The 18,676-nt window shown below is 70.4% G+C and carries 14 protein-coding genes; 7 read left to right on the top strand and 7 right to left on the bottom strand.

Annotation, left to right across the window (positions count from 1 at the left end; translation table 11 throughout):
• Positions 1–81 precede the first annotated feature (81 nt).
• Together HUA75_RS28490 and HUA75_RS28485 are read left to right on the top strand one after the other, a co-directional pair.
• Positions 82–1,005, top strand: coding sequence for a hypothetical protein (locus HUA75_RS28490; RefSeq protein WP_141641689.1), 924 nt, complete (start codon positions 82–84; stop codon positions 1,003–1,005).
• A 62-nt stretch (positions 1,006–1,067) separates the two neighbouring features.
• The gene (locus HUA75_RS28485) at positions 1,068–1,715 is read left to right on the top strand and encodes a hypothetical protein (RefSeq protein WP_141641688.1); all 648 of its coding nucleotides are present in this window, start codon (positions 1,068–1,070) and stop codon (positions 1,713–1,715) included.
• Positions 1,716–1,777: 62 nt separating this feature from the next.
• Here HUA75_RS28485 and HUA75_RS28480 read toward each other — a convergent pair whose 3' ends face one another.
• On the bottom strand, positions 1,778–2,602 hold the full coding sequence (locus HUA75_RS28480; RefSeq protein WP_141641687.1) for a sterol desaturase family protein: 825 nt from the start codon (positions 2,600–2,602) through the stop codon (positions 1,778–1,780).
• Positions 2,603–2,856: 254 nt separating this feature from the next.
• Between HUA75_RS28480 and HUA75_RS28475 the strand changes: the two genes are divergently transcribed.
• Positions 2,857–3,189, top strand: coding sequence for a hypothetical protein (locus HUA75_RS28475; RefSeq protein WP_246137061.1), 333 nt, complete (start codon positions 2,857–2,859; stop codon positions 3,187–3,189).
• Positions 3,190–3,199: 10 nt separating this feature from the next.
• Here HUA75_RS28475 and HUA75_RS28470 read toward each other — a convergent pair whose 3' ends face one another.
• Together HUA75_RS28470 and HUA75_RS28465 are read right to left on the bottom strand one after the other, a co-directional pair.
• On the bottom strand, positions 3,200–4,342 hold the full coding sequence (locus tag HUA75_RS28470; protein ID WP_174488141.1) for a hypothetical protein: 1,143 nt from the start codon (positions 4,340–4,342) through the stop codon (positions 3,200–3,202).
• A 19-nt stretch (positions 4,343–4,361) separates the two neighbouring features.
• Positions 4,362–5,789, bottom strand: coding sequence for a VWA domain-containing protein (locus HUA75_RS28465; RefSeq protein ID WP_141641685.1), 1,428 nt, complete (start codon positions 5,787–5,789; stop codon positions 4,362–4,364).
• A 342-nt stretch (positions 5,790–6,131) separates the two neighbouring features.
• Here HUA75_RS28465 and HUA75_RS28460 point away from each other — a divergent pair, with 342 nt between their 5' ends.
• On the top strand, positions 6,132–7,643 hold the full coding sequence (locus HUA75_RS28460) for a M91 family zinc metallopeptidase (protein ID WP_174488140.1): 1,512 nt from the start codon (positions 6,132–6,134) through the stop codon (positions 7,641–7,643).
• 45 nt (positions 7,644–7,688) lie between these two features.
• Entirely contained in the window at positions 7,689–8,300 is a 612-nt protein-coding gene (locus HUA75_RS28455) for a hypothetical protein (protein WP_254627799.1), read from the top strand.
• Between the two features lie 7 nt (positions 8,301–8,307).
• Here the strand turns inward: HUA75_RS28455 and HUA75_RS28450 are convergent, their stop codons facing one another.
• Both HUA75_RS28450 and HUA75_RS28445 read right to left on the bottom strand, forming a co-directional pair.
• Positions 8,308–8,964 (bottom strand): hypothetical protein, encoded by a 657-nt coding sequence (locus HUA75_RS28450; RefSeq protein WP_174488138.1) that lies wholly within the window; start codon positions 8,962–8,964, stop codon positions 8,308–8,310.
• 7 nt (positions 8,965–8,971) lie between these two features.
• Complete coding sequence (locus tag HUA75_RS28445; RefSeq protein ID WP_141641681.1) at positions 8,972–11,833, bottom strand: PAS domain S-box protein; 2,862 nt, start codon at positions 11,831–11,833, stop codon at positions 8,972–8,974.
• 226 nt (positions 11,834–12,059) lie between these two features.
• On the opposite strand from HUA75_RS28445, the gene HUA75_RS28440 reads away from it, so the two are divergent.
• Positions 12,060–13,805 carry an ATP-binding protein gene (locus HUA75_RS28440; RefSeq protein WP_174488137.1) on the top strand — a complete coding sequence of 582 codons (1,746 nt, stop codon included), beginning with the start codon at positions 12,060–12,062 and terminating at the stop codon, positions 13,803–13,805.
• A gap of 18 nt (positions 13,806–13,823) precedes the next feature.
• Here the strand turns inward: HUA75_RS28440 and HUA75_RS28435 are convergent, their stop codons facing one another.
• Positions 13,824–16,346 carry a sensor histidine kinase gene (locus HUA75_RS28435; RefSeq protein WP_246137059.1) on the bottom strand — a complete coding sequence of 841 codons (2,523 nt, stop codon included), beginning with the start codon at positions 16,344–16,346 and terminating at the stop codon, positions 13,824–13,826.
• A gap of 100 nt (positions 16,347–16,446) precedes the next feature.
• A complete protein-coding gene (locus HUA75_RS28430; protein WP_141641679.1) occupies positions 16,447–16,962 on the bottom strand; it encodes a GreA/GreB family elongation factor in 516 nt (171 codons plus the stop codon).
• A 189-nt stretch (positions 16,963–17,151) separates the two neighbouring features.
• On the opposite strand from HUA75_RS28430, the gene HUA75_RS28425 reads away from it, so the two are divergent.
• Positions 17,152–18,654: a hypothetical protein gene (locus tag HUA75_RS28425; RefSeq protein ID WP_174488136.1), complete on the top strand. Its 1,503-nt coding sequence runs from the start codon at positions 17,152–17,154 to the stop codon at positions 18,652–18,654.
• Positions 18,655–18,676: the final 22 nt, after the last annotated feature.

Raw genomic sequence — 18,676 nt, 5'->3', positions numbered from 1 at the left:
CGCGTGGCACATCCGGTGAAAAAGGTCCCCCCGACACGAGTCATCCAGGCTCGAGAAGACGAAGCAGGACGGGGCAAGAAAATGAAGGCGTTGAGCGGTTGGATGGGTGCGGCGTGTGCCGCCGTGGTGGGGCTGGCGGGTGTGGCGGAAGCGCATGATTTGACGTGTTCGAAGCTGGTGAACGGGCAGGCCTCCGTGGAGGTCTCGACGTATCCCTTCACTGCGAACTTCAGCTTCCAGGTCAACAACGTCCACCCGACGTTGCCGTCCATTCTGTTGACGGCCGCGGACCCGCTGCTGGTGTTGGAGGGCTTCTCCTTCCTCCCGCCGCCGCCGGTGGTGATTCCGGTGGGCCAGTCGGTGACGTCCAACTTCGCGCTGACGCTCAACAGCTACGACGACTGCCGGACGCTGGCGCTGCTCGATGGGCTGGTGGACGACCACATCGACAACGTGTTCACCTCCGGGTTCGACCTGGGCTCCTCGCTGTGCACCGCGCGCATCACCTGCGTGCAGCCGCCGCCGGAGGTGTGCACCGCGACGCGGACGCTGGGCTTCTACAAGAGCCACATCTCCGCGGTGCAGCAGTGCCTGGCTGGCGGCCCCATTCCCCTGGGCAGCATCGGCATCGTCGCCACGCTGCCGGGCGCGGAGGGCCTCCTGTGGGGTGACCCGGCGAAGTATCCCATCACCGGCCTGCCGCGCAGCCAACTGGACCGCATCCGCTTCCTGGTCGCCCGTCAGATGCTGGTGGCCACCTGCAACCAGCGCCTGTTCGGCGGCCTCACCGTCCCGCCCAACCTGCTGGCGCTCGTGCTGACCGCGCTGGGCTCCGTCGACTGCACCACGCTCGAAACCCTCAACACGCAGTTGGACGCGTACAACAACTCCTGTGACGCCGGTGCGTTCCCCGGTGGCTTCGACCCGGGCCCCGCGACGCCCCAGGCCGCCCAGGCGCTCGCCGTCGACTTCACCATTCCCACGGGCCTCATCTGCATTCCCTGAGCCCCGTTCCACACACACCTTCCAGACATCGATTCACTCAAAAGCTTTCGAGGAGACACGTCATGAAGAAGTTCCTGCTGTCCACGCTGGGGGCCTCGGCCCTCGTGCTCGCCGCCTGCAGCGGTGAAGACTCCGTCCCGTTCCCGGGCGACGACCCGGGTGTGGAGACGCCCGTGCCTGGTGGTGAAGACCCCGCTCCGGGTGGTCAGGACCCGGGCCCTGTTCCCGGCGGTGAAAACCCCGGCCCCGTCCCCGGCGGCGGGGATGGCCCCGGCACTCCCTCCACGCAGAGCTTCGAGCTGCGGGTGAGGGGCGAGGGCCTGACGGACTACACCTCGCTGAAGGTGCCCGTCTCCGACGTGCTCATCACCACCGCCGAGGGCAAGCCCGTGCCGGTGCAGGTGATGTCGAACATGCTGGAGCTGGCGACGCCGGGCCACTCGCCGCTGGCCGCGCGCTTCACGGTGCCGCCGGGCGTCGACAAGGTCAAAATCACCGTGCACTTCAACGCGCTGGGTGACTTCGCCCGGAATGGCGCTCAGGCGTCGGAGCTGGACGCGCGGGTGGCGCCGGTGACGTTCGAGGCTCGCGTGAGGGACTTGTCCGTGCGTGGCCGCGCGGTGCTCGTGCTGGACATGGCGCGCTCCATGGTGGCGCTGCAGAAGTCCAACTCGACGCTGATGCTGCCCAACGGCTCGGTGAAGTACTAGCCGCGTCGGGCGGGTGAGCTCTTCCGGCGAGCCTCTTCAGGAGGCTCGCCGCTTCCCTTCGTCTACGGCTCGCCGCCCACTCGCGCCGAAGCGTCTTCCGGCTGCGTGCCCTGGCCTTCCTTGCCCTGCCAGAAGCGGCGCGGGTGGTCATCACCGCGCGTGCCGTTGGAGAGCTTGTCCACCCACGGGTAGCGCTTGGCCTCCTCGGCGGTGTAGCCCAGGTTGAAGACGGTGGGGCTCTTGGGCTTCTCACCGGCCTTCGAATAGAAGGTCCCGAAGAGGCGGTCCCAGAAGTAGTTGGTGATGCCGTAGTTGCCCTGCTCGTTGTGGTAGTGGTGAGACAGGTGCAGGCGCTTGATTTCCTTCAGGAAGCCCAGCTTCGGCGTGTAGTTCAGGTGCTGGATGCAGTGGCAGAACTCATAGAAACACGTAACCACCATCGCCCAGCCCAGCGCCGCCGCCGCTCCTGACTTCCCGCCGATGAGATAGCCGATGGGCGCGATGACGCCGCCCACCGTCGGCAGCACGTTGGCCAGCGCGCCGAAGAGCACGCGCAAGTCATTGGGGTCCTGGTGGTGGTCGAAGTGGATGCGCTTCCACGTCGCCGCGGTGAAGGGCGTCTTGTAGAGGAAGCGGCTGTGCAGGATGTTCTTGTGGACCAGGTACCAGCCGAACGGGAACACCACGCTCGCGGCCAGCATGGCCAGCAGCATGCGCACCGGGTTGTCGAACCACTTCACCGCGTACACGAGGCTGACGATGCCCACGGTGATGTAGGCCAGGACCGCGTAGTACGTGAAGAACGAGTAGACGAGGTCGCCCAGCGTCATCCGGTCCAGGTTGTGCTTCCGGTGCTTCAGAAATGAAAAGGGTTCGCTGACCGCCACGGTATCCCTCGCAATTGGACGCTGCCCGCCCATGCGGCGTCGCTGTGAGTAGCAGGGGCCCGGCACCCTTGCGCCACAATCATCCGGCCTGCTTTTACGTTTTTCTGCGATGCAAGAGAAGCACCGCTGCTTGCCGGTCCGCCGGCTGGGTGCCTGCCCTCCCGCCTGGATGGGGGCCGAGTTGAGCGGCGGACTTCCCCGACAGGAGACCACGGCCCACTTTCGACGGAAGGGATCAGCGCGTGGAGGCTCCCATGGCGGAAAAGGCAGGGGAAGACAAGTCGCGAGGGAGCAGGGCCCGGGGGCAGGCAGCGGTGGCGCGGAGCGTGGAGCCGGCGGACCGAGGGACACTGGCCCTACGTCGGACCACCTCGGAGTACCGAGCCGCGGCGGAGGAGCAGGCGGCGCGGGTGCGCGAGGAAATCGAGGCGGCGCTCATCGTCGCGCGAGACACGCGAGAAGCCATCGAGCGGAGAATCGCCGACGAGCTGCACGCGCCCCCCGGCAGCTTCCGGGCGAAGACCCAGCGCAAGCAGCCGGCCCGCGTCGCCGTGCGCAAGACGCGGAGCAAGGCCAAGAAGAACTAGGGGCGCGGTGTCAGCTCCGCAGGCGCGTGGCCTCGGAGGTGGGACGCGGCGTGTCCTGCGCGTCCTCGGGGGCGGGAGGCTGGGTGGAGTCGTCACCCAGGCCCTTGAGTCGTCGCGCGAGCTGCGCGGCCTGCTCGCCCTTGGAGCCCAGCTCATGGCCCTGCACGCCGATGAAGGACACGCGGGCGCGCTCCAGCAGCGCCACCTGCGCGTGGAGCTGGGCGAACAGCCGCTCGCGCTTGCGGCTCAGGGCGTCCAGGTGGTTGAGCTCCTCGCCCAATGAGGACGCGGCGAGCTCCAGCTGGCGCCGGGCGATGGTGTCCTGGATGGCGGCGGCGCGCGCTCGCAGCTCCTTCACCTGCGCGTCCACGTCATGGGCGACGACGGAGTCCAGCTGCGCGGTGAGCGCCGCGTGGGCCTCCGCGAGCGAGAAGCTCTCCGACGCCATCTTCTCCAGCACGCCCACCAGCTCCTGCCGCCCGGTGCTCGCGGGCATGCGCAGCACCGCCGTCTTGCACTGCTGGTACAGCCCGAGCGCGCGCGCGGCCAGCTCCTGCGCCTCGCCCTTGAGCGTGTCGCCGAGCGCCAGGCCCCGGGCCTCCACCGTGTCGGTGTGCAGCACCAAGTGCGAGGGCAGCGTGCCGATGCTCCAGAAGAGGGCCACGCAGGCGAAGCCGACCACCAGGGACACCAGGTTCATGTCGCCCAGGAAGCGGGCATCCAGCACCTGCTGCACGTACAGGCCCACCGGGGCGAGGATGCCGGCGGCGGCGGCGCTCGCGGCGACGGCGGTGGAGCTTCCCGCGGCGTCACGGCCGTTGCCGAGCCACGTCACCAGCGCCGCGGCGATGCAGGCCGCCAGGCTCTGGGGCAGCGGGTGGGGCGCGGAGAAGAGGAAGGGGAAGACGGGCAGCACGGTGAGCGCCGCGCGCAGGCCCAGCCCGTAGCCCTTCAGGGGCCTCGCGGCGGCGAGCGCGGCGGCCACCACCGCGAAGTAGCCCGGCTCCAGCGTCAGCCGGACGATGGGCGTGAAGGGCTCCCAGACGCGCAGCGCGAGCGCCGCGAAGATGCCCATGCAGGCTCCTCCCCCCAGTGCGCGAAAGGTGCGGGATTCAAACTCCTCGCGGTGGAGGAACTGCAGGGAGAGGGCCATGGGGGCTGCACCGTCCTGACTAATAGGCGTTGTTCTCGCCGAAGTTCTTCATCGTCTTCTTGTAGAGGTTCAGCGACTCGCGGCGAACGTCACCGTCATTCGACGCCCGCCCATAGGCTGCCTCTGTCTGGTCCAGCTCCGCAAGCTCCCCCGACAGCGCGGAGGGGGACGAGCCAAAAAGCTTCTTGGCGTTGCCCAGCAGACCGACGGCGGCCTTCCGGTTGCCCCGCTTCATCTCCTCCACGGCGGCGCGCATCTGCTGGGTACCCAACGCTCGCACCGCGTGCACGCGCACGTCCCGGTCCAGGTGGGCGCGCACCAGGGCGGCGTCCTCGGTGACCTGGGCCGACAGGGGCAGCGTCGCCTCCGCCGTCGCGTCGCGGGCCACGTCCAGGTAGCGCACGGTGGCGTCGAGCAGCCGCACGGGCTCGGTGGAGGCTGTCGCGCGCAGCGTCAGCTTCACGACGACACGCACGGACTGCGCGCTGGCCAGGTCGTACAGCGGCACCTTCACGACGTTGCCCTCGCGGGTGGTGGGCAGGCCCATGACCTCCACGTCGCGAACGCCCGGGGGCAGGGTCAGCCGCAGCTCCACGCGGCGGGCGACGGTGCTGGTGGCCTGGTCCAGCTCTCGGGAGAAGACCTCCGCCAGCCGGGCGGAGTTGTCGATGAAGCCGGAGAACCCGCCGCCCTGCTCGGCCATGCCGCGCATGAGGCTGGCCTGGAAGTCCTCGCCCACGCCGAGCGCGCTGACGGTGATGCCCTCGTCGCGCAGGCTGCGCGTGAGGTTGAAGAGCTCCGGCTCCGTCACGAAGCCCGTCGTCGGCTGGCCGTCACTCAGCAGGATGGCGCGGCTGACGCGGTACTGGGCGAGGTGGCCGCGCAGCGCGGTGGCCGCATCGGAGAGTCCGCCGCTGATGTTGGTGGAGCCATCCGCGCGGATGGCGCTGATGGCGGCGAGCAGCTCCTCGCGGAAGGCGTCCGTGACGAGCCGGCTGGCGATGACCTTCGTGTCGGTGCCGTAGTGGATCAACGCCAGACGGTCCTCGGGGGTGAGGCGGCTCACCAGCTCGGCGGCGGCGCGCTTGGCGTCCGTGAGCTTCTGCCCCTCCATGGAGCCGGAGCGGTCCACCACCAGGGCCATGTTCACCGGGACGCGGCGTCCGCTCTCGATGGGGCGGGCCTTGATTTCCATCCACGCGAAGGCCTCGCTGGCGCCCGGCTGGACATAGGCGCCGGACAGCTTTCCGGAGAGGGTAAGGGCGCCATCGGAGGGCTGGGCGACGATGAGCGGCAGCACGGCGGTGGCCGGCTGCTCATCCGGCTGGGCCACGGTGTGGCTGGTGTCGGTGACGGGCGGCGGAGGGGGAGGCGGAGGCCTGCCCAGCGAGAGCGCGCCCAGGGCGAGCAATCCAGCGGCGGACAGCAGCAGCAGGGTGCGGTTCATGCGGTTCCTCGGGGTGTGAGGGCTGACGTGGACGGCACAGTCTCCCGTCCGCTCCCGGGCCGCATCGGTCACCGGGAGGAGGGTCCCCCCGATGACCGATGGAGCGATGTCAGGCGTTGCGGTGGCGGGCGCTGGAGGGTGGAAGTAAACCCAGACGTCTGTCCTTGCGCGGGGGGCTTGCGCCGGCCTTGGCCACGCGGGTCCACCGATTCGCTCCCAGGATTCAAGAAACGAAGCAACTCCGACCTGGGGACCCCGATAATCGGGGAGGTCGGCGTTCGTCCGCCCCGGCATTGGCCGCTGGGACTGTACCGGGTGCCTCGTTCTCAGGGAGAAGTCGTCATGACCACGATTGGCAAGTCCGGTTCGCGTCCCACCACGTCCGTGAAGCCCGAGCCGAAGCCGGAGCCGGTGAAGCAGCCCGCCCAGGCCCAGCGTCCCGACGCGGTGAAGACGGCCGTCGCGCAGCGGATGCAGGACGGCTTCGAGGCGGCCCCGCGCACGGGTTCGGCGTCCCGTCCGGTGCTCTCGGAGATTCGTGGCGAGGGTGCGCCGGTGGGTCCGGGGTCGGCCGTGGGCAAGGCCGTGGCCAAGGTCGGCGAGAAGATCAAGGACGCGGCTGCTGCCGCGGGTCCCCAGGTGAGCACCAACGCCAGTGGCCAGACGGTGGTGGACCTGGGAACGGGGAACAACACCGCGACGGTGTCGCAGGGCAAGGATGGGTCGCTGACCGTCACGTCGGGCAAGGACTCGGTGACGCTGACGGCGGAGCAGGCCAAGGGCGCCATCATCCAGGGCGGCGACGGAAACGACAGCATCACCCTGGACGCGAGCGTCACGCAGGACGTCACGGTGGACGGCGGCGCCGGCAACGACAAGCTGACGGGCGGCGCGGGCAGCGACACGCTCATCGGCGGCGCGGGCAACGACGCGGTGCTGGGTGGCGCGGGCACCGACACCGTGTCGGGTGACGACGGCGACGACTACGTCGAGGGTGGCGCGGGCGACGACCTGGTGAACGGTGGCGCGGGTCGCGACGTGCTCTACGGCCTGGACGGCAATGACCTGGTGAACGGCGGCGAGGGCCGCGACTACATCGACGCGGGCGCGGGTGACGACACCGCCACGGGTGGCGCGGGTGACGACCAGGTCATCGGCGGCCGGGGCGATGACTCGCTGAGCGGTGGCGAGGGCAACGACGCGGTGGCGGGTGGCGCGGGCAAGGACACGGTCAACGGCAACGGCGGGACGGACAAGCTCTACGTCGAGGAGGGCGAGGAGAGCGCCGACTCGGCCGGAGACACGCGGACCATCGTCGACATGACGGACGCGGACAAGCGGGGCAGCTCCGTGTCGGTGAAGGGCACGCCGGAGTTCCAGGCGCGCGTGCAGTCGGACCTGGACGCGATGCGCTCGCTGCCGTCGGGCCAGGACCTGCTGCGCTCGCTGGATGCCAGCGGAAAGACGACGACCATCTCGGAGACGTCGGGTGGCAACACGGCGTCCGGCACGGCCTTCAACGACGGCTTCTTCAACAAGGACGGCACGCCGGGCAAGGGCACGGACGCGACGGTGAACTACAACACCTCGCGCATCTCCCTGGGCGCTGACGAGTGGATGAACCGTCCTCCGATTGTCGGCCTGTTCCACGAGCTGGTGCACGCGTCCGACATGAACAACGGCACGCTGGCGAACGGCTCGAAGGACGGCACGCGCAACCTGGAGACGTCCGCGGTGGGTCTGCCCGTCGACCTGGACCAGAACCCGGCCACGCCGGACGTGGTGCAGGGTGGCCGCCCCGGTGAGAACGTCCTCCGCGACGACCTGAACCTGCCCACCCGGCCGCACTACTAACAGCCCTCTCGCATGAGAGCCCTGCTCCAAGCTGGCGCCTGCTGCATGGCGCTGGCGATAATCGTGGGCTGCACGCGGGCTTCGAATCAGCCCGCGCATCCGGGAGGACGCGTGGCCCATGCGGAAGTGGAGCTGAAGGTGGAGTCGGTGACGAGCGGGCCCGAGGGGCTCGCCGTCGCGTACGCGGTGCGCAACGCCTCTTCCCTCGCGTTGCTGCTGGTGGACGGGCTGCCGGAGTGGGGCCCCACGGGCTACGTGGGCCTCGCGCCCGAGCGCGCCTATGTGGACCTCTCCGGTGATGGCGCGGTGCTGCTGCGTCAACTCGTGCCCGTGCCGGAGAACCTGGACGTGGAGGCCCCCGAGGTCCCCGCCCTGAGTCGCGTGGAGCCCGGCACCACCGCGTCCCGCCGCCTGCTCGTGCCCCTGCCGCTGCGCACGTCGATGCCCTATGCCACGGGCCCCGAGGTGACGCGCGAGCTGTCCGCCGTGCGCGAGCTGCGTCTGCGCGTGGGCTACCTCCCCGCCGCGGACGACGTGCGCCTGCACGGGGCGACGGAGTCCGGAGGCACCGCGTACCGGACAGCCGAGTACGGCCAGGTGGTGACCCGCCAGCAAGTCCTGGACAGCGGGCCGCTGCCGCTGGACGGCGTGAAGTAGGACGCGCTCAGGGCTCGTGTGGCAGCACGAAGGACGGCTCGTCGTGTCCTGGCGTGGCGAAGAATCGGAACGACTCCTCGCGAGGCAGCTCGCGGAAGGCCTCTGACTTCACGGCCTTGCGCACGGCCGCGTGCGCGCACTGGAGCGTGCGCACCAGCAGCAGCTTCTTGAGCGGGACGAACACGTCCAGTTCGTGCAGCGCTTCGTCCTCGGCCAGCTCCACCAGCGTCGCTCCGGGCGAGCCCAGGTCGAAGCCGCCAGAGGAGTCGAAGTTCGTCGCGCCGAACTCCAGCACGTTCTCCGACGCCGTCTCCTCGTAGTGGTGGCCGACGAGTCCCGTGCCCCACACCACCTGCGGCACGTAGGGGCTCACGTCCCCGCCCGCCCAGTAGAGGAGCAGGGCGGACAGCGGCCGGATGCGCGCGGTGCGCACGCCGTCCCGCTCCTCCCAGGCATATGCCTCCGGACGCAGGTAGCGAGGCTGGCGGTACATCCCGAAGCTCTTCACCAGCCCCGCCGTCATCTCGGTGACGAGCCCTTCGTCCACGGCCTCGGCCTCGGCCGCCTGTTCGCGAACGAAGGCGAACCCGTCCGCGCGTCGCACCTCGTCCAGCAGTCGCGCCGCGCACGCCGGAAGGTCTCTCAGCTCCACGTCATTCCACATGGGAACCTCACGCCTCCGCGGTGGGACGTCGCAGCCGGACCAGGTCTTCCACCACGCGCCGCACGCGGCCCTCGTCGAAGGGTTTCTCCAGCAGGAGGTTCGGGATGCTGGCGAGGAACTCCCGGGCGCCCGTGGTGAAGGCCCCGCCCGACACGAAGACGAAGCGCCCCTCCAGGCCCGCGTGCTCGCGCCGCACGGACTCGTAGACGTCGCGGCCGGTCAGGTCCGGCATCATCACGTCACACAGCACCGCGTCCGGCTCCATGCCCTGCTCCAGCAGCTCCAGCGCCTGGCGTCCGCTGCAGGCGACCTCCACCTCGTGGCCCCGGAGGATGCGCTGCAACACGCGTCCCACCGCGGGCTCGTCGTCCACCACCAGCACGCGTCCTCGGGGCTGGACCAGGGGCCGGGGCGTCACGTCGAGCGCCGCCGCCACCGCGCGCGCGTCCTGCTCCATGGTGGGCAGGCTGACGCGGAAGAGGGTGCCCTTGCCCGGCTCGCTCTCCACGGTGATGTCACCGCCCAGCCCGTGGATGATGCTGTGACAGATGGACAGGCCCAGGCCCGTGCCCACGCCCACCGGCTTCGTGGTGAAGAACGGGTCGAAGATGCGGTCGATGACCTCGCGCGGAATCCCCACGCCCGTGTCCTGCACCTCCACCACCACCCGCGAGCGTCCGTCACGCCGCGTCGCCAGCCGGATTTCATGCCGGTGCGCGGAGCCCTCCGGAATCGCCTGCGCCGCGTTCACCACGAGGTTCAGGAACACCTGACTCAGCTTCCCCTCGTTGGCCATCACCGAGGGAATGTCGCCGTACTCGCGCCGCAGCTGCGCGCGGTGGCGAATCTCGTTCGCCGCCATCATCGCCACCGACTCCAGCACCCCGTGCACGTCCAGCGGCGACACATTCTCCTCGTCGGGTCGGGAGAACGTCTTGAGCTGACGGACAATCTGCCGCACCCGCTCCGCGCCCTCGCAGGCCTCGTGCAGCACCTCCACCCATTCGCCCAAATCAGGCTCGCCCCGCAGCCGGGCCTGGAGCGCCGTCGCACCGTCGCCCGGCGGCAGGTTGCGGCGGAACTCGTCCGACATGAAGCTCAGGTTGGACAGCACGAAGGCCAACGGGTTGTTGATTTCGTGCGCGATGCCCGCGGCCAGCGTGCCCACCGACGCCAGCCGGTCCGCCAGCGTCAGCCTCGCCTGGAGCTGCCGCTGCTCCGTCACGTCGCGCGCGATGGACACCACCGCGGGCTGGCCGTCGAAGCGCAGGGGCAGGGACACGACCTCCGCCACACGCGTGCGTCCGTCGCGCCGCACCAGTCGCCGCTCACCTGTGAGCGCGCCCGCCCTCACCGCCTCCGTGCCGCGCATGTCCTTCACGAACTCAGACAACTGACGGCCCACCAGTTGCTCCGCGCGCTCGAAGCCCAGCGTGCCCACCAGCGCCGCGTTCGCGTAGACGATGTGCCCGTCCCGCTCAATCGCCGCCGCGTCCGGCACGCCCTCCAGCAGCGCGCGGAAGCTGGCCTCGGACAGGCGCAGCGCTTCCTCGGCCTGACGTCGCTCGGTGATGTCGCGCGCAAGGCCCTCCACCGCCACCATGCGCCCCATCGGGTCCGTCACCGGGACGACGACGTGCTCCAGCCACAGCGTGCGCCCATCCGGATGCAGGTAGCGCACCGTCACCGGCGCACCGGCCGAGGCGCGCGGGGCCTCCAGCAGTCGCTCCAGCGCGTCCCGGTCCTCTGGATGCACGCGCCGGTACCACAGGTCCGCGTCGCCATAGTGTGCCACCGGCCCGTAGCCCAGCTTCGCGTGCGCCACCCGGCTGACGTAGACGAAGCCCCTGGGCGCCTCGCAGCGGTACAGGTACAGCACGTCCGACGCGTTCTCCGCGAGCTGCCGGAAGCGCCGCTCCCGCTCGCGCAGCGCGCGCTCGGACTCCTTGCGCTCCAGCGCCACGGAGATGGCGCCCGCCGCCGCGGACAACAGGTCCACCTCCAGCCGGTCCCAGCGCCGCGCCTCCGCGCAGTTGTCGAAGCCCACGAAGCCCGTCAGCACGCCCTGCACGCGCAGCGGCAGCACCAGGATGGAGAGGATGCCCTGCGGCTCCAACAGCTCGCGCTCCACGGGGGGGAAGGTCTCGACCAGCCCTTCGATGACGTCCCCGCGCGACAGCGTCTTCGCCCACCGCTCCAGGTTCGGCTCCATCGGCAGGTTCTGGAGCTCCGGGTTGTCTATCTCCGCGCGCACGCCGGGCGCGCACCACTCCGCGCGTTGACTGCACCAGCGCTCTCCCGCGGGGCCCGGGTGCAGCTCGAAGACGTACACACGACTGGCGCCCGACGACTGGCCCAGGGGCTCCAGCACCGGCCCGTACAAGTCTCCGCCATCACGCACCGCCAGCAGCCGCTGCTGCATCTCCACCAGCGCGGTGAGGTAGCGCTCACGCCGCGCCAGCGCGCCGTCGGAGGCCTTGCGCTCGGTGATGTCGTTGAGCGTCCCGGACGTGCCCAGCACCGCGCCGTCCTCGCCCACCATCAGTCGCCCGTAGACCTCCACCCACCGGAAGCCGCCGCCGCGATTCACATAGCGCACCTCCGTGCGCACGTACTCCAGCTCCTTCGTCACCAGCCGCCGCAAGCCCTCCAGGCTGCGCCGCTGGTCCTCCTCGTAGACGAACTCCGAGAAGGGCTTGCCCAGCGAGTCCTCCACCGTGTGGCCCGTGATTTCCGTCCACGCCGGGTTGAGGAACGTCCACGCACCCTGCGCGTCCGTCTGGAAGACGACCTCCTTCAGGCTGTCGATGACGAGCCGGTACCGGCGCTCGTGGGGAGTCCAATCAGGCCTGGCGGGCGGCGTCTGCATGTTGAGGCTCGAGGAAGTGGACGCGTCGCACGAACGAGGAGTCCGGGCGATGTACAACTATCCAACGATTCAGGATTTCCTGCAGTACAGGCAAGGGGGCTGACCTGACCCCAGGAAGGTTGGGATTCAGACCGCGCCCTCTCAGGTGTTGAGCGAGGGCGGGGAGCTGTCTTCCTTCGGGCGGGTCGGGATGCCACCATGCCACGAGCAGAAATCCCCTGAACTCATGTCCTCTGGCCGCGCCCAGCTTTCGAAGATTCGTCAGGTGCTCGTGGAACGGGCGGAAGCCCGGCTGAGCGACGCGGCCCTTCGTCTGCTCATCGAGCAGACGGGCGAAGCGCTCCTGCTGATGGATGCCGCGGGCCATGTCCTGGCCTTCAACGCCGAGGCGGGACACCAGTTCCGCATCCCCGTTCCGGAGCGGCTGGAGCATGGCTGCCTGCCTGGGTGCGACTGGGTGCGCCCGGAGAACGCGTCCGTGCCACTGGAAGTTTCTCCGCTGACGCGTGCGCTCGCGGGAGAAGGGGTTCGCGAGGAGCGCTGGGGACTGCGCCGGCCGGATGGCACGGTGGTGGTGCTCCGAGGCAGCGTGTTCCCGATATCGCCCGCCGGGAGCACGGAGGAGGCTCCGTCGGGGGTCCTCCTGCGTGCGCGGGAGGAGCTGCTGCCCCGCCTGGACGCGACGCGGGCCGCGAGGCTTCTGGCGGAGGCGGGCGCGCTGCTGGGCGCCGAACTGGAGACCGAGGCGCAGATGGAGCCGCTGCTGCGGCTGCTGGTGCCCACGCTGGCGGACGCGGGCGTGCTCTTCCTGGGCTCGTCGGGCGAGTCGGTGCGCGCCGTCGCCGCGGTGCACGCGGAACCCGAGCGGCACGTGCTGCTCGTGGAGATGTTGTGCCGGTATCCGCCGGACACGCTGGACCCCCGGGGCCTGCCCTCCTTGTTCCTCACGGGCCGGACGGAGCGGACGGCGGAGCTGACAGAGGAGCATCAGGTGGCCCTCACGCGGGACGTGGAGCACGCGCGGCTCCTGCTCTCGCTGGGGCTGAGCAGCTACCTGGGCGTGCCGCTGGTGGCGCGCGGGCGCATCATCGGCGCGCTGGCGCTGTTCCGCACGGACGGGGCGCCGGCCTTCGGCGACGAGGACGAGCGACTGGCGGAGGAACTCTCGCGGCGCACGGCGCTGTCGCTGGACAACGCGCGGCTCTTGCGTGAAGCGCGCGAGGCGGTGCGCCTGCGCGACGAGTTCCTGGGCATCGCGAGTCACGAGCTGAAGACGCCGCTGACGCCGCTGCACCTCAAGGTGCAGTTGCTCCAGAAGCAGGTGGACCTGCTGGCGGCGAATGGCAAGCCCGTGTCCGCGGAGCGCGTCTCCGAGACGCTGGACGTGGTGCAGCGTCAGGTGCGCAAGCTGACGAGCCTGGTGGACAACCTGCTGGACGTGTCGCGCATCACCGCCGGCCGCTTGAAGCTGGAGCTGGAGGAGATGGACCTGGCGAGCGTCGCGGCGGAAATCCTCTACCGCTTCGCGCCCTCCGCGGCGCAGTTGCACTGCTCGCTGGAGATGCACGCGCCGGTGCCGGTGCTGGGCCGGTGGGACCGGCTGCGGCTGGAGCAGGTGGTGACCAACCTGCTCTCCAATGCGCTGAAGTACGGCGCCGGCCAGCCCGTGCGCCTGCTCGTGGAGGCGGACGGGCGCACCGCGCGCCTCATCGTGGAGGACGGGGGCATCGGCATCTCCGCGCGGGACTTGCCGCGCATCTTCGAGCGCTTCGAGCGCGCGGTGAGCGACAGGCACTACGGCGGCCTGGGCCTGGGGCTCTACATCACCCGGCAGATTGTCGAGGCCTTCGGCGGCACGGTGAAGGCCACCAGCGAGCTGGGGCGCGGCTCCACCTTCGTGCTGGAGCTGCCGCGCGGCGACATCCCGGAGGAGTGGCTGTCGGTGCCGGGCGCGCCCGAACCCAAGCCTTGAGGCGAGGGCCGTGGACGCTCAGGCCGCCACGTCGGTGACCTGGGGCTCGACGAGGCGAGGCAGGCGCACGTGGAAGGCGCTGCCCTGCTGCGGCCCCGGGCTCTCCGCCCAGATGGTGCCGCCATGGCGGTCCACGATTTCGCGGCAGATGAAGAGGCCCAGGCCCAGGCCGCCGTAGTGCCGCGCGGTGGCGTTGGACGCGCGAGCGAACGGGCGGAACAGGCCCGCCAGGCTCTCCGGGGGAATGCCAATGCCCTGGTCCTTCACGTGGATGAGGACGTGGTCCGCCGCCTCCTCCAGCGTCACGCACACCGCGCCGCCCTGGGGCGAGTAGCGCACGGCGTTGCTCACCAGGTTGGTGATGACCTGGTCCAGCCGGGGCGCGTCCCAGTCGCCCTCCACGGGATGTTCGGGCACGCGCAGCTCGAAGGTGATGCCGCCCTCGCCGCGCAGCTCGAAGCGCTCCATCACCTCGCGCAGCACCGGCGTCAGGTCCACGCGCTGTCGCTCCAGCTCGAAGCGTCCGCCCTGGATGCGCGCGGTGTCGAGCAGGTCATCCACCAGCCTCGCCAGTCGCTCCGTCTGCCGGGCCATGGAGCGCAACGCCTTGAGCAGCCGCTCGCGCTCCGGGAAGTCGCCGCTCTTCTCCAGGCGCTGGAGCGTGAGCGCGGCGAAGCCCTTGAGTGGCGTCAGCGGCGTGCGCAGCTCGTGGCTGGCCACGCTGAGGAACTCCTCGCGCGTGCGCACCGCTTCCTTCAGCTCCTGCTGCGCCGCGCCCGTGCGGTCCGCCATCTCGTTGAAGCCGCGCGCCAGCTCCCCCAGCTCGTCGTCCTCCTCCACCTCCACGCGTCGGGCCAGGTCACCCGCGGCCAGGGCGGCGGTGGCCTCGCGCAGCGTGTCGAGTCGGCGGATGACGTCGCGCGCGACCAACTGGGAGAGGCCCAGGGCCATCAACACGCCCATCAGCACCAGGCCCACCACCGCCGCGCTCATGCGCGTAATCGCCGCGTACGCGACGCCCAGCTCCTGCGTCACGACGACGCTCCACGGCGAGCCCTCCACCGGGGCCTCGGCCGCGAGCACGCGCCGGTCCGCCGCGTCGAAGGCCTCCAGCACGCCCCCACCTGGACGCTCCAGCTCCTCGCGCAGCGCCTCCGGCAGGTGGGCTTCGCCCAAGAGCTGCGCGCCCTCGGCGGTGTCTCGAAGTACCTTCTGGCCGCGCCTATCCAACACCTGCACGCGGAAGCGCTGGGACGCGGGCGTGGCGGCCTCACTCAGCCGCTCCAGGGACAAGAGGCCCACCAGCACTCCGCGCCGGGAGCCCTCCAGCTCGAACGGCAGGGCCACCGCCACCAGCGGATGGTTGTGCGGACGGATGAAGGGCAGCGACAGGGGCAGCTCGCCGGGCGCGGGGGGCTCGGGGAAGTACCCCTGGATGTTGAAGCCCCAGCCCTCCGGCCCCTCGGACGTGGCCAGCACCTGGGCGTTCTCGTCCATGGTCAACGCGGCGTGGAAGGTGCGCTCGCGCGCGGCGAGGTTCGCCAGGTACGGCTCCAACCGCTCCCGCTCTCCGCTGGCGAGCGCCGCGCGGAAGCCCGGGGACTCTAGCAGCAGGTGCAGCGACTCGCGCGAGTCGTCCAGGTAGCGCCGCAGGAAGTCCGCCTCGCCCGCGGCGGCGTAGCGCGTGTCATCGCGCACCTGCTTCTCGATGGCCCGCTGTGCCATGTACGCGGCGAGCCCGCCCAGCGCGAGCAGCGGCACCAGTCCGGCGAAGGCCAGCCCTCGCAGGAGCTTCCAGCCCACGGTGCGCGGCGCGCGCGGTCGCCAGTTCATCGCCTGGGCCACGCACGCGAGGGCCAGCACGGTGTACACGCTCGCGCCCAGCCACGCGGAGCCCCGGGCCAGCGCGTAGGCCAGAAGCCCGTAGGGCACCGCCAGCGCGCCCATCAGCAGCGCGGGCATGCGCGGGTGCAGCCAGCGCGTGGGCAGCAGCAGCCCCACGCCGCCCACGGTGAACAGCAGCCCCACCACCGGGCGCAACGGGGACAGGTGCGCGTAGACGGACAAGGGGAAGCGCTCGGGCGCGGTGAGCAGCGCCACGCCGAAGGCGGTGCCGGTGAGGGCCGCCAGCATGCGCAGGGTGGGCCGCTGGCGCATGGACGGCCACGCCTCCAGCAGCAGCCCGATGAAGAACAGCGGATACAGCACGATGCCCGTGAGGCTGCCGGGCATGACATTCAGCACCCACCAGTACAGGCCGATGGCCGCGCCGAGCAGCACGCGTCCGCCCACGTCCAGCCAGCGCGGGGCGCGCGGATACAAGAGCGCGCCCATCAAGCAGATGCTGCCGGTGAGGTAGGTGAGTCCCAGCAGGCGAACGTACGGGTAGAGCGGCCGGAAGGCGGCCACGCGGAACTCGTACGGCACATACGTCATCAGCACGCCGAACAGCAGGCCGATGAGGGCGGCGGGCCACGTGAGCGGCAGCAGCGTCGAGTTGGAGGGCGCCTGGAGTGAACGCGGTGCGGGAAGTGGGAACATCTTCCTGGATTCACGCGTGTCAGGGCCCATGGGTTCTAGTGCTCGCTGACGTTTCGTCGGGGGCAGGACACCCCGGACGACAGGGGTGGGACACCCGGGCTCAGGCGACCTCGAGCACCGTCCACTCGCGCACCTCGCCCGCCAGGGTGACTTCGATGGTGTCGCCCGCCTTGCGACCCATGAGCGCGCGGCCCACGGGGGAGGCGGGGGTGATGACGGACAGGAAGCCGTCGCCGCCGGGGCCGGTGAGCTCCGTGCCCGCGCCCACGGGCAGCACGAAGAAGGTGCGCTCGGCGAAGCCCTCTTCGTCCTCGGTGCTCACATCCACCAGCGCGCCCAGGCCCACGGGCCCCTGACGCGGGAAGCGCGGCACCGGCCCCTGGCCGAAGTTGGAGAGCGCCTTGAGCTCCTCCTGCACGCGACGGGCGCGATTCGCCTGTCCCGTGGCCAGGCTGCCGAACTCCAGCGCGGCGCGGCCGTCCTCTCGCTTCTCCGACTCGGTGGCCAGACTGCGGGCCGCCTCGCGGGCCTCGGCCTCGGCCCGGTGGGCCAGCCTGTCGCTCTGCTGGAGGCGCTCGGCGAGCTGGAGCATCAATGCCTGCTTGTCGAGTGACATGATGGCACAGAACTGTAGCGCCCCTCCGTGACACCTCCAGTTTTTGGCCTCTCGTACGATGGAGTGCGGGCCGTGGATGCGGGCATGTGCGTGAAGGCCGGCGCGATGCGACATCCCCTGGGGCCCCCCGTTCTCCTGCCGGTATGTGGCCCGCGTCTTCGCGATGCTCTCAACAAGTAGGAGCCCGGTGTGAACGAGGAAGAACTGAGGGCGCGGGTGCGCGCCATCTCCGACGAGGTGATGGCCGGTGTGGCGAACGTGAATGTCGCGACGTATCCGACCTCCCGCACCGCGTTCGTGGGCATCGACTTGATTGATGAGAGAGTGGGACTCGTCATCACGCGTTTCCTCGTGTCGACGCGGGGCGAGGTGAGGTTTCCGCTGTGGGCCCGGCAGCGCGGGCTGTTCGAGCGGGCGACGGAGCTGGCGCGGCGGCTGGGGGCCCTGGACACCGGGCCGAACCCGGCCGACGACGTGCTGGAGCTGGAGGCGCTCGCGCTCGGCCAGGAACTGCTCGAGCCCGCGGGGCAGGACGCGGCGACGGAGTGGCTCGATGACGGGCACCTCGCGGTGGGAATCGAGACGTTCGACGAGGAGGACTGGAGCTTCCGCTTCGAGGCGCTCGCCACGACACACGGTGACGTGCCGATGCTGGGGCTGGCGCGGCGCTTGGGGTTGGAGTCGCAGGCGGAGGCGCTGGCGAAGCGACTGGGGGCGCTGGGCTTCGTGCCCGAGGAGGTGCTGCCCGAGGACGAGGTGGCCCTGGTGCCCGGCGTGGTGGAGGGCGTGATTCGGGTCTTCGAATACGGCCATCACCCGCTGGACCAGGTCTTCGACTACACGGGCAGCTCCGACTGGGACGACGTGGTGGATGTGCGGGTCCAGCGGAGGGTGATGGAGCAATTCCTCGCGTTCATCCGGGCGCGGGCGGAGGAGGAGAAGACGTGGCCGGAGGTCATTGCCTCCGACCGGTTGGAGGCGGCCTTCCAGGAGCTGCGGCGCGAGGGCTTCGTCGCGGAGGTGTCGGCCTCCACCACGCTGAGCGGCGGGTGGGAGGTGTCCCGGGGCGTGGCGGATGAGCGCCGGGCGAAGGGGGAGAAGATTCGGGGCACGGTGTTCTTCCACGAGCAGGACACGGACTCCGCGCTGGAGGGGCATCCGCTGCACCTGGCCTACGGCCTGGTGAACGACGTGGAGGATGACGACAGGGAAGGCAAGCTGTCGGAGGAAGAGGACGCGAAGGTGTCCGCGCAGGCGGAGGAGGTGGGCCGCGTCATCGTGGAGACCCTGCGCAAGCACGGCTTCGAGCCGGAGTGGAATGGCCACGCGCACTCCCGCATCGTCCTCATGCCCGCCTTCACCTGGCGGCGCAGGCGTGTGCATGTCGACACCACGGAGACGCTGAGGCTCGGCGCCCGGCAGTTCGCCATGAGCCTGCTGGTGGAGTTCCTTCCCCGGTTGCGCAGCCTCACGTTGGAGATGGACGGAGGGATGAAGCTGGAGGACGTGCGCTCGGACAGCGTGACGGAGCTCACCCTCGAGTACACGCGGGAGGATGACGCCCGCGACAGGCTGGATGGGCTCGTCGCCCTGGTGAAGCCGCGCTTCCCCAGCCTCCAGACGCTCGTTGTTCAGTCGGAGGAGGACTTCTCGGAGACGGTGGACCTCCACGCGGGAGGGGCGGAGGCGTGAGTGTCGCGTTTCGCCGTGAAGG

The organism is Myxococcus sp. CA040A, from assembly GCF_013336725.1.
GTDB lineage: Bacteria > Myxococcota > Myxococcia > Myxococcales > Myxococcaceae > Myxococcus > Myxococcus llanfairpwllgwyngyllgogerychwyrndrobwllllantysiliogogogochensis.
The sequence above is the reverse complement of the archived record's forward strand: the minus strand, read 5'-3'. Positions and strand labels throughout refer to the sequence as shown.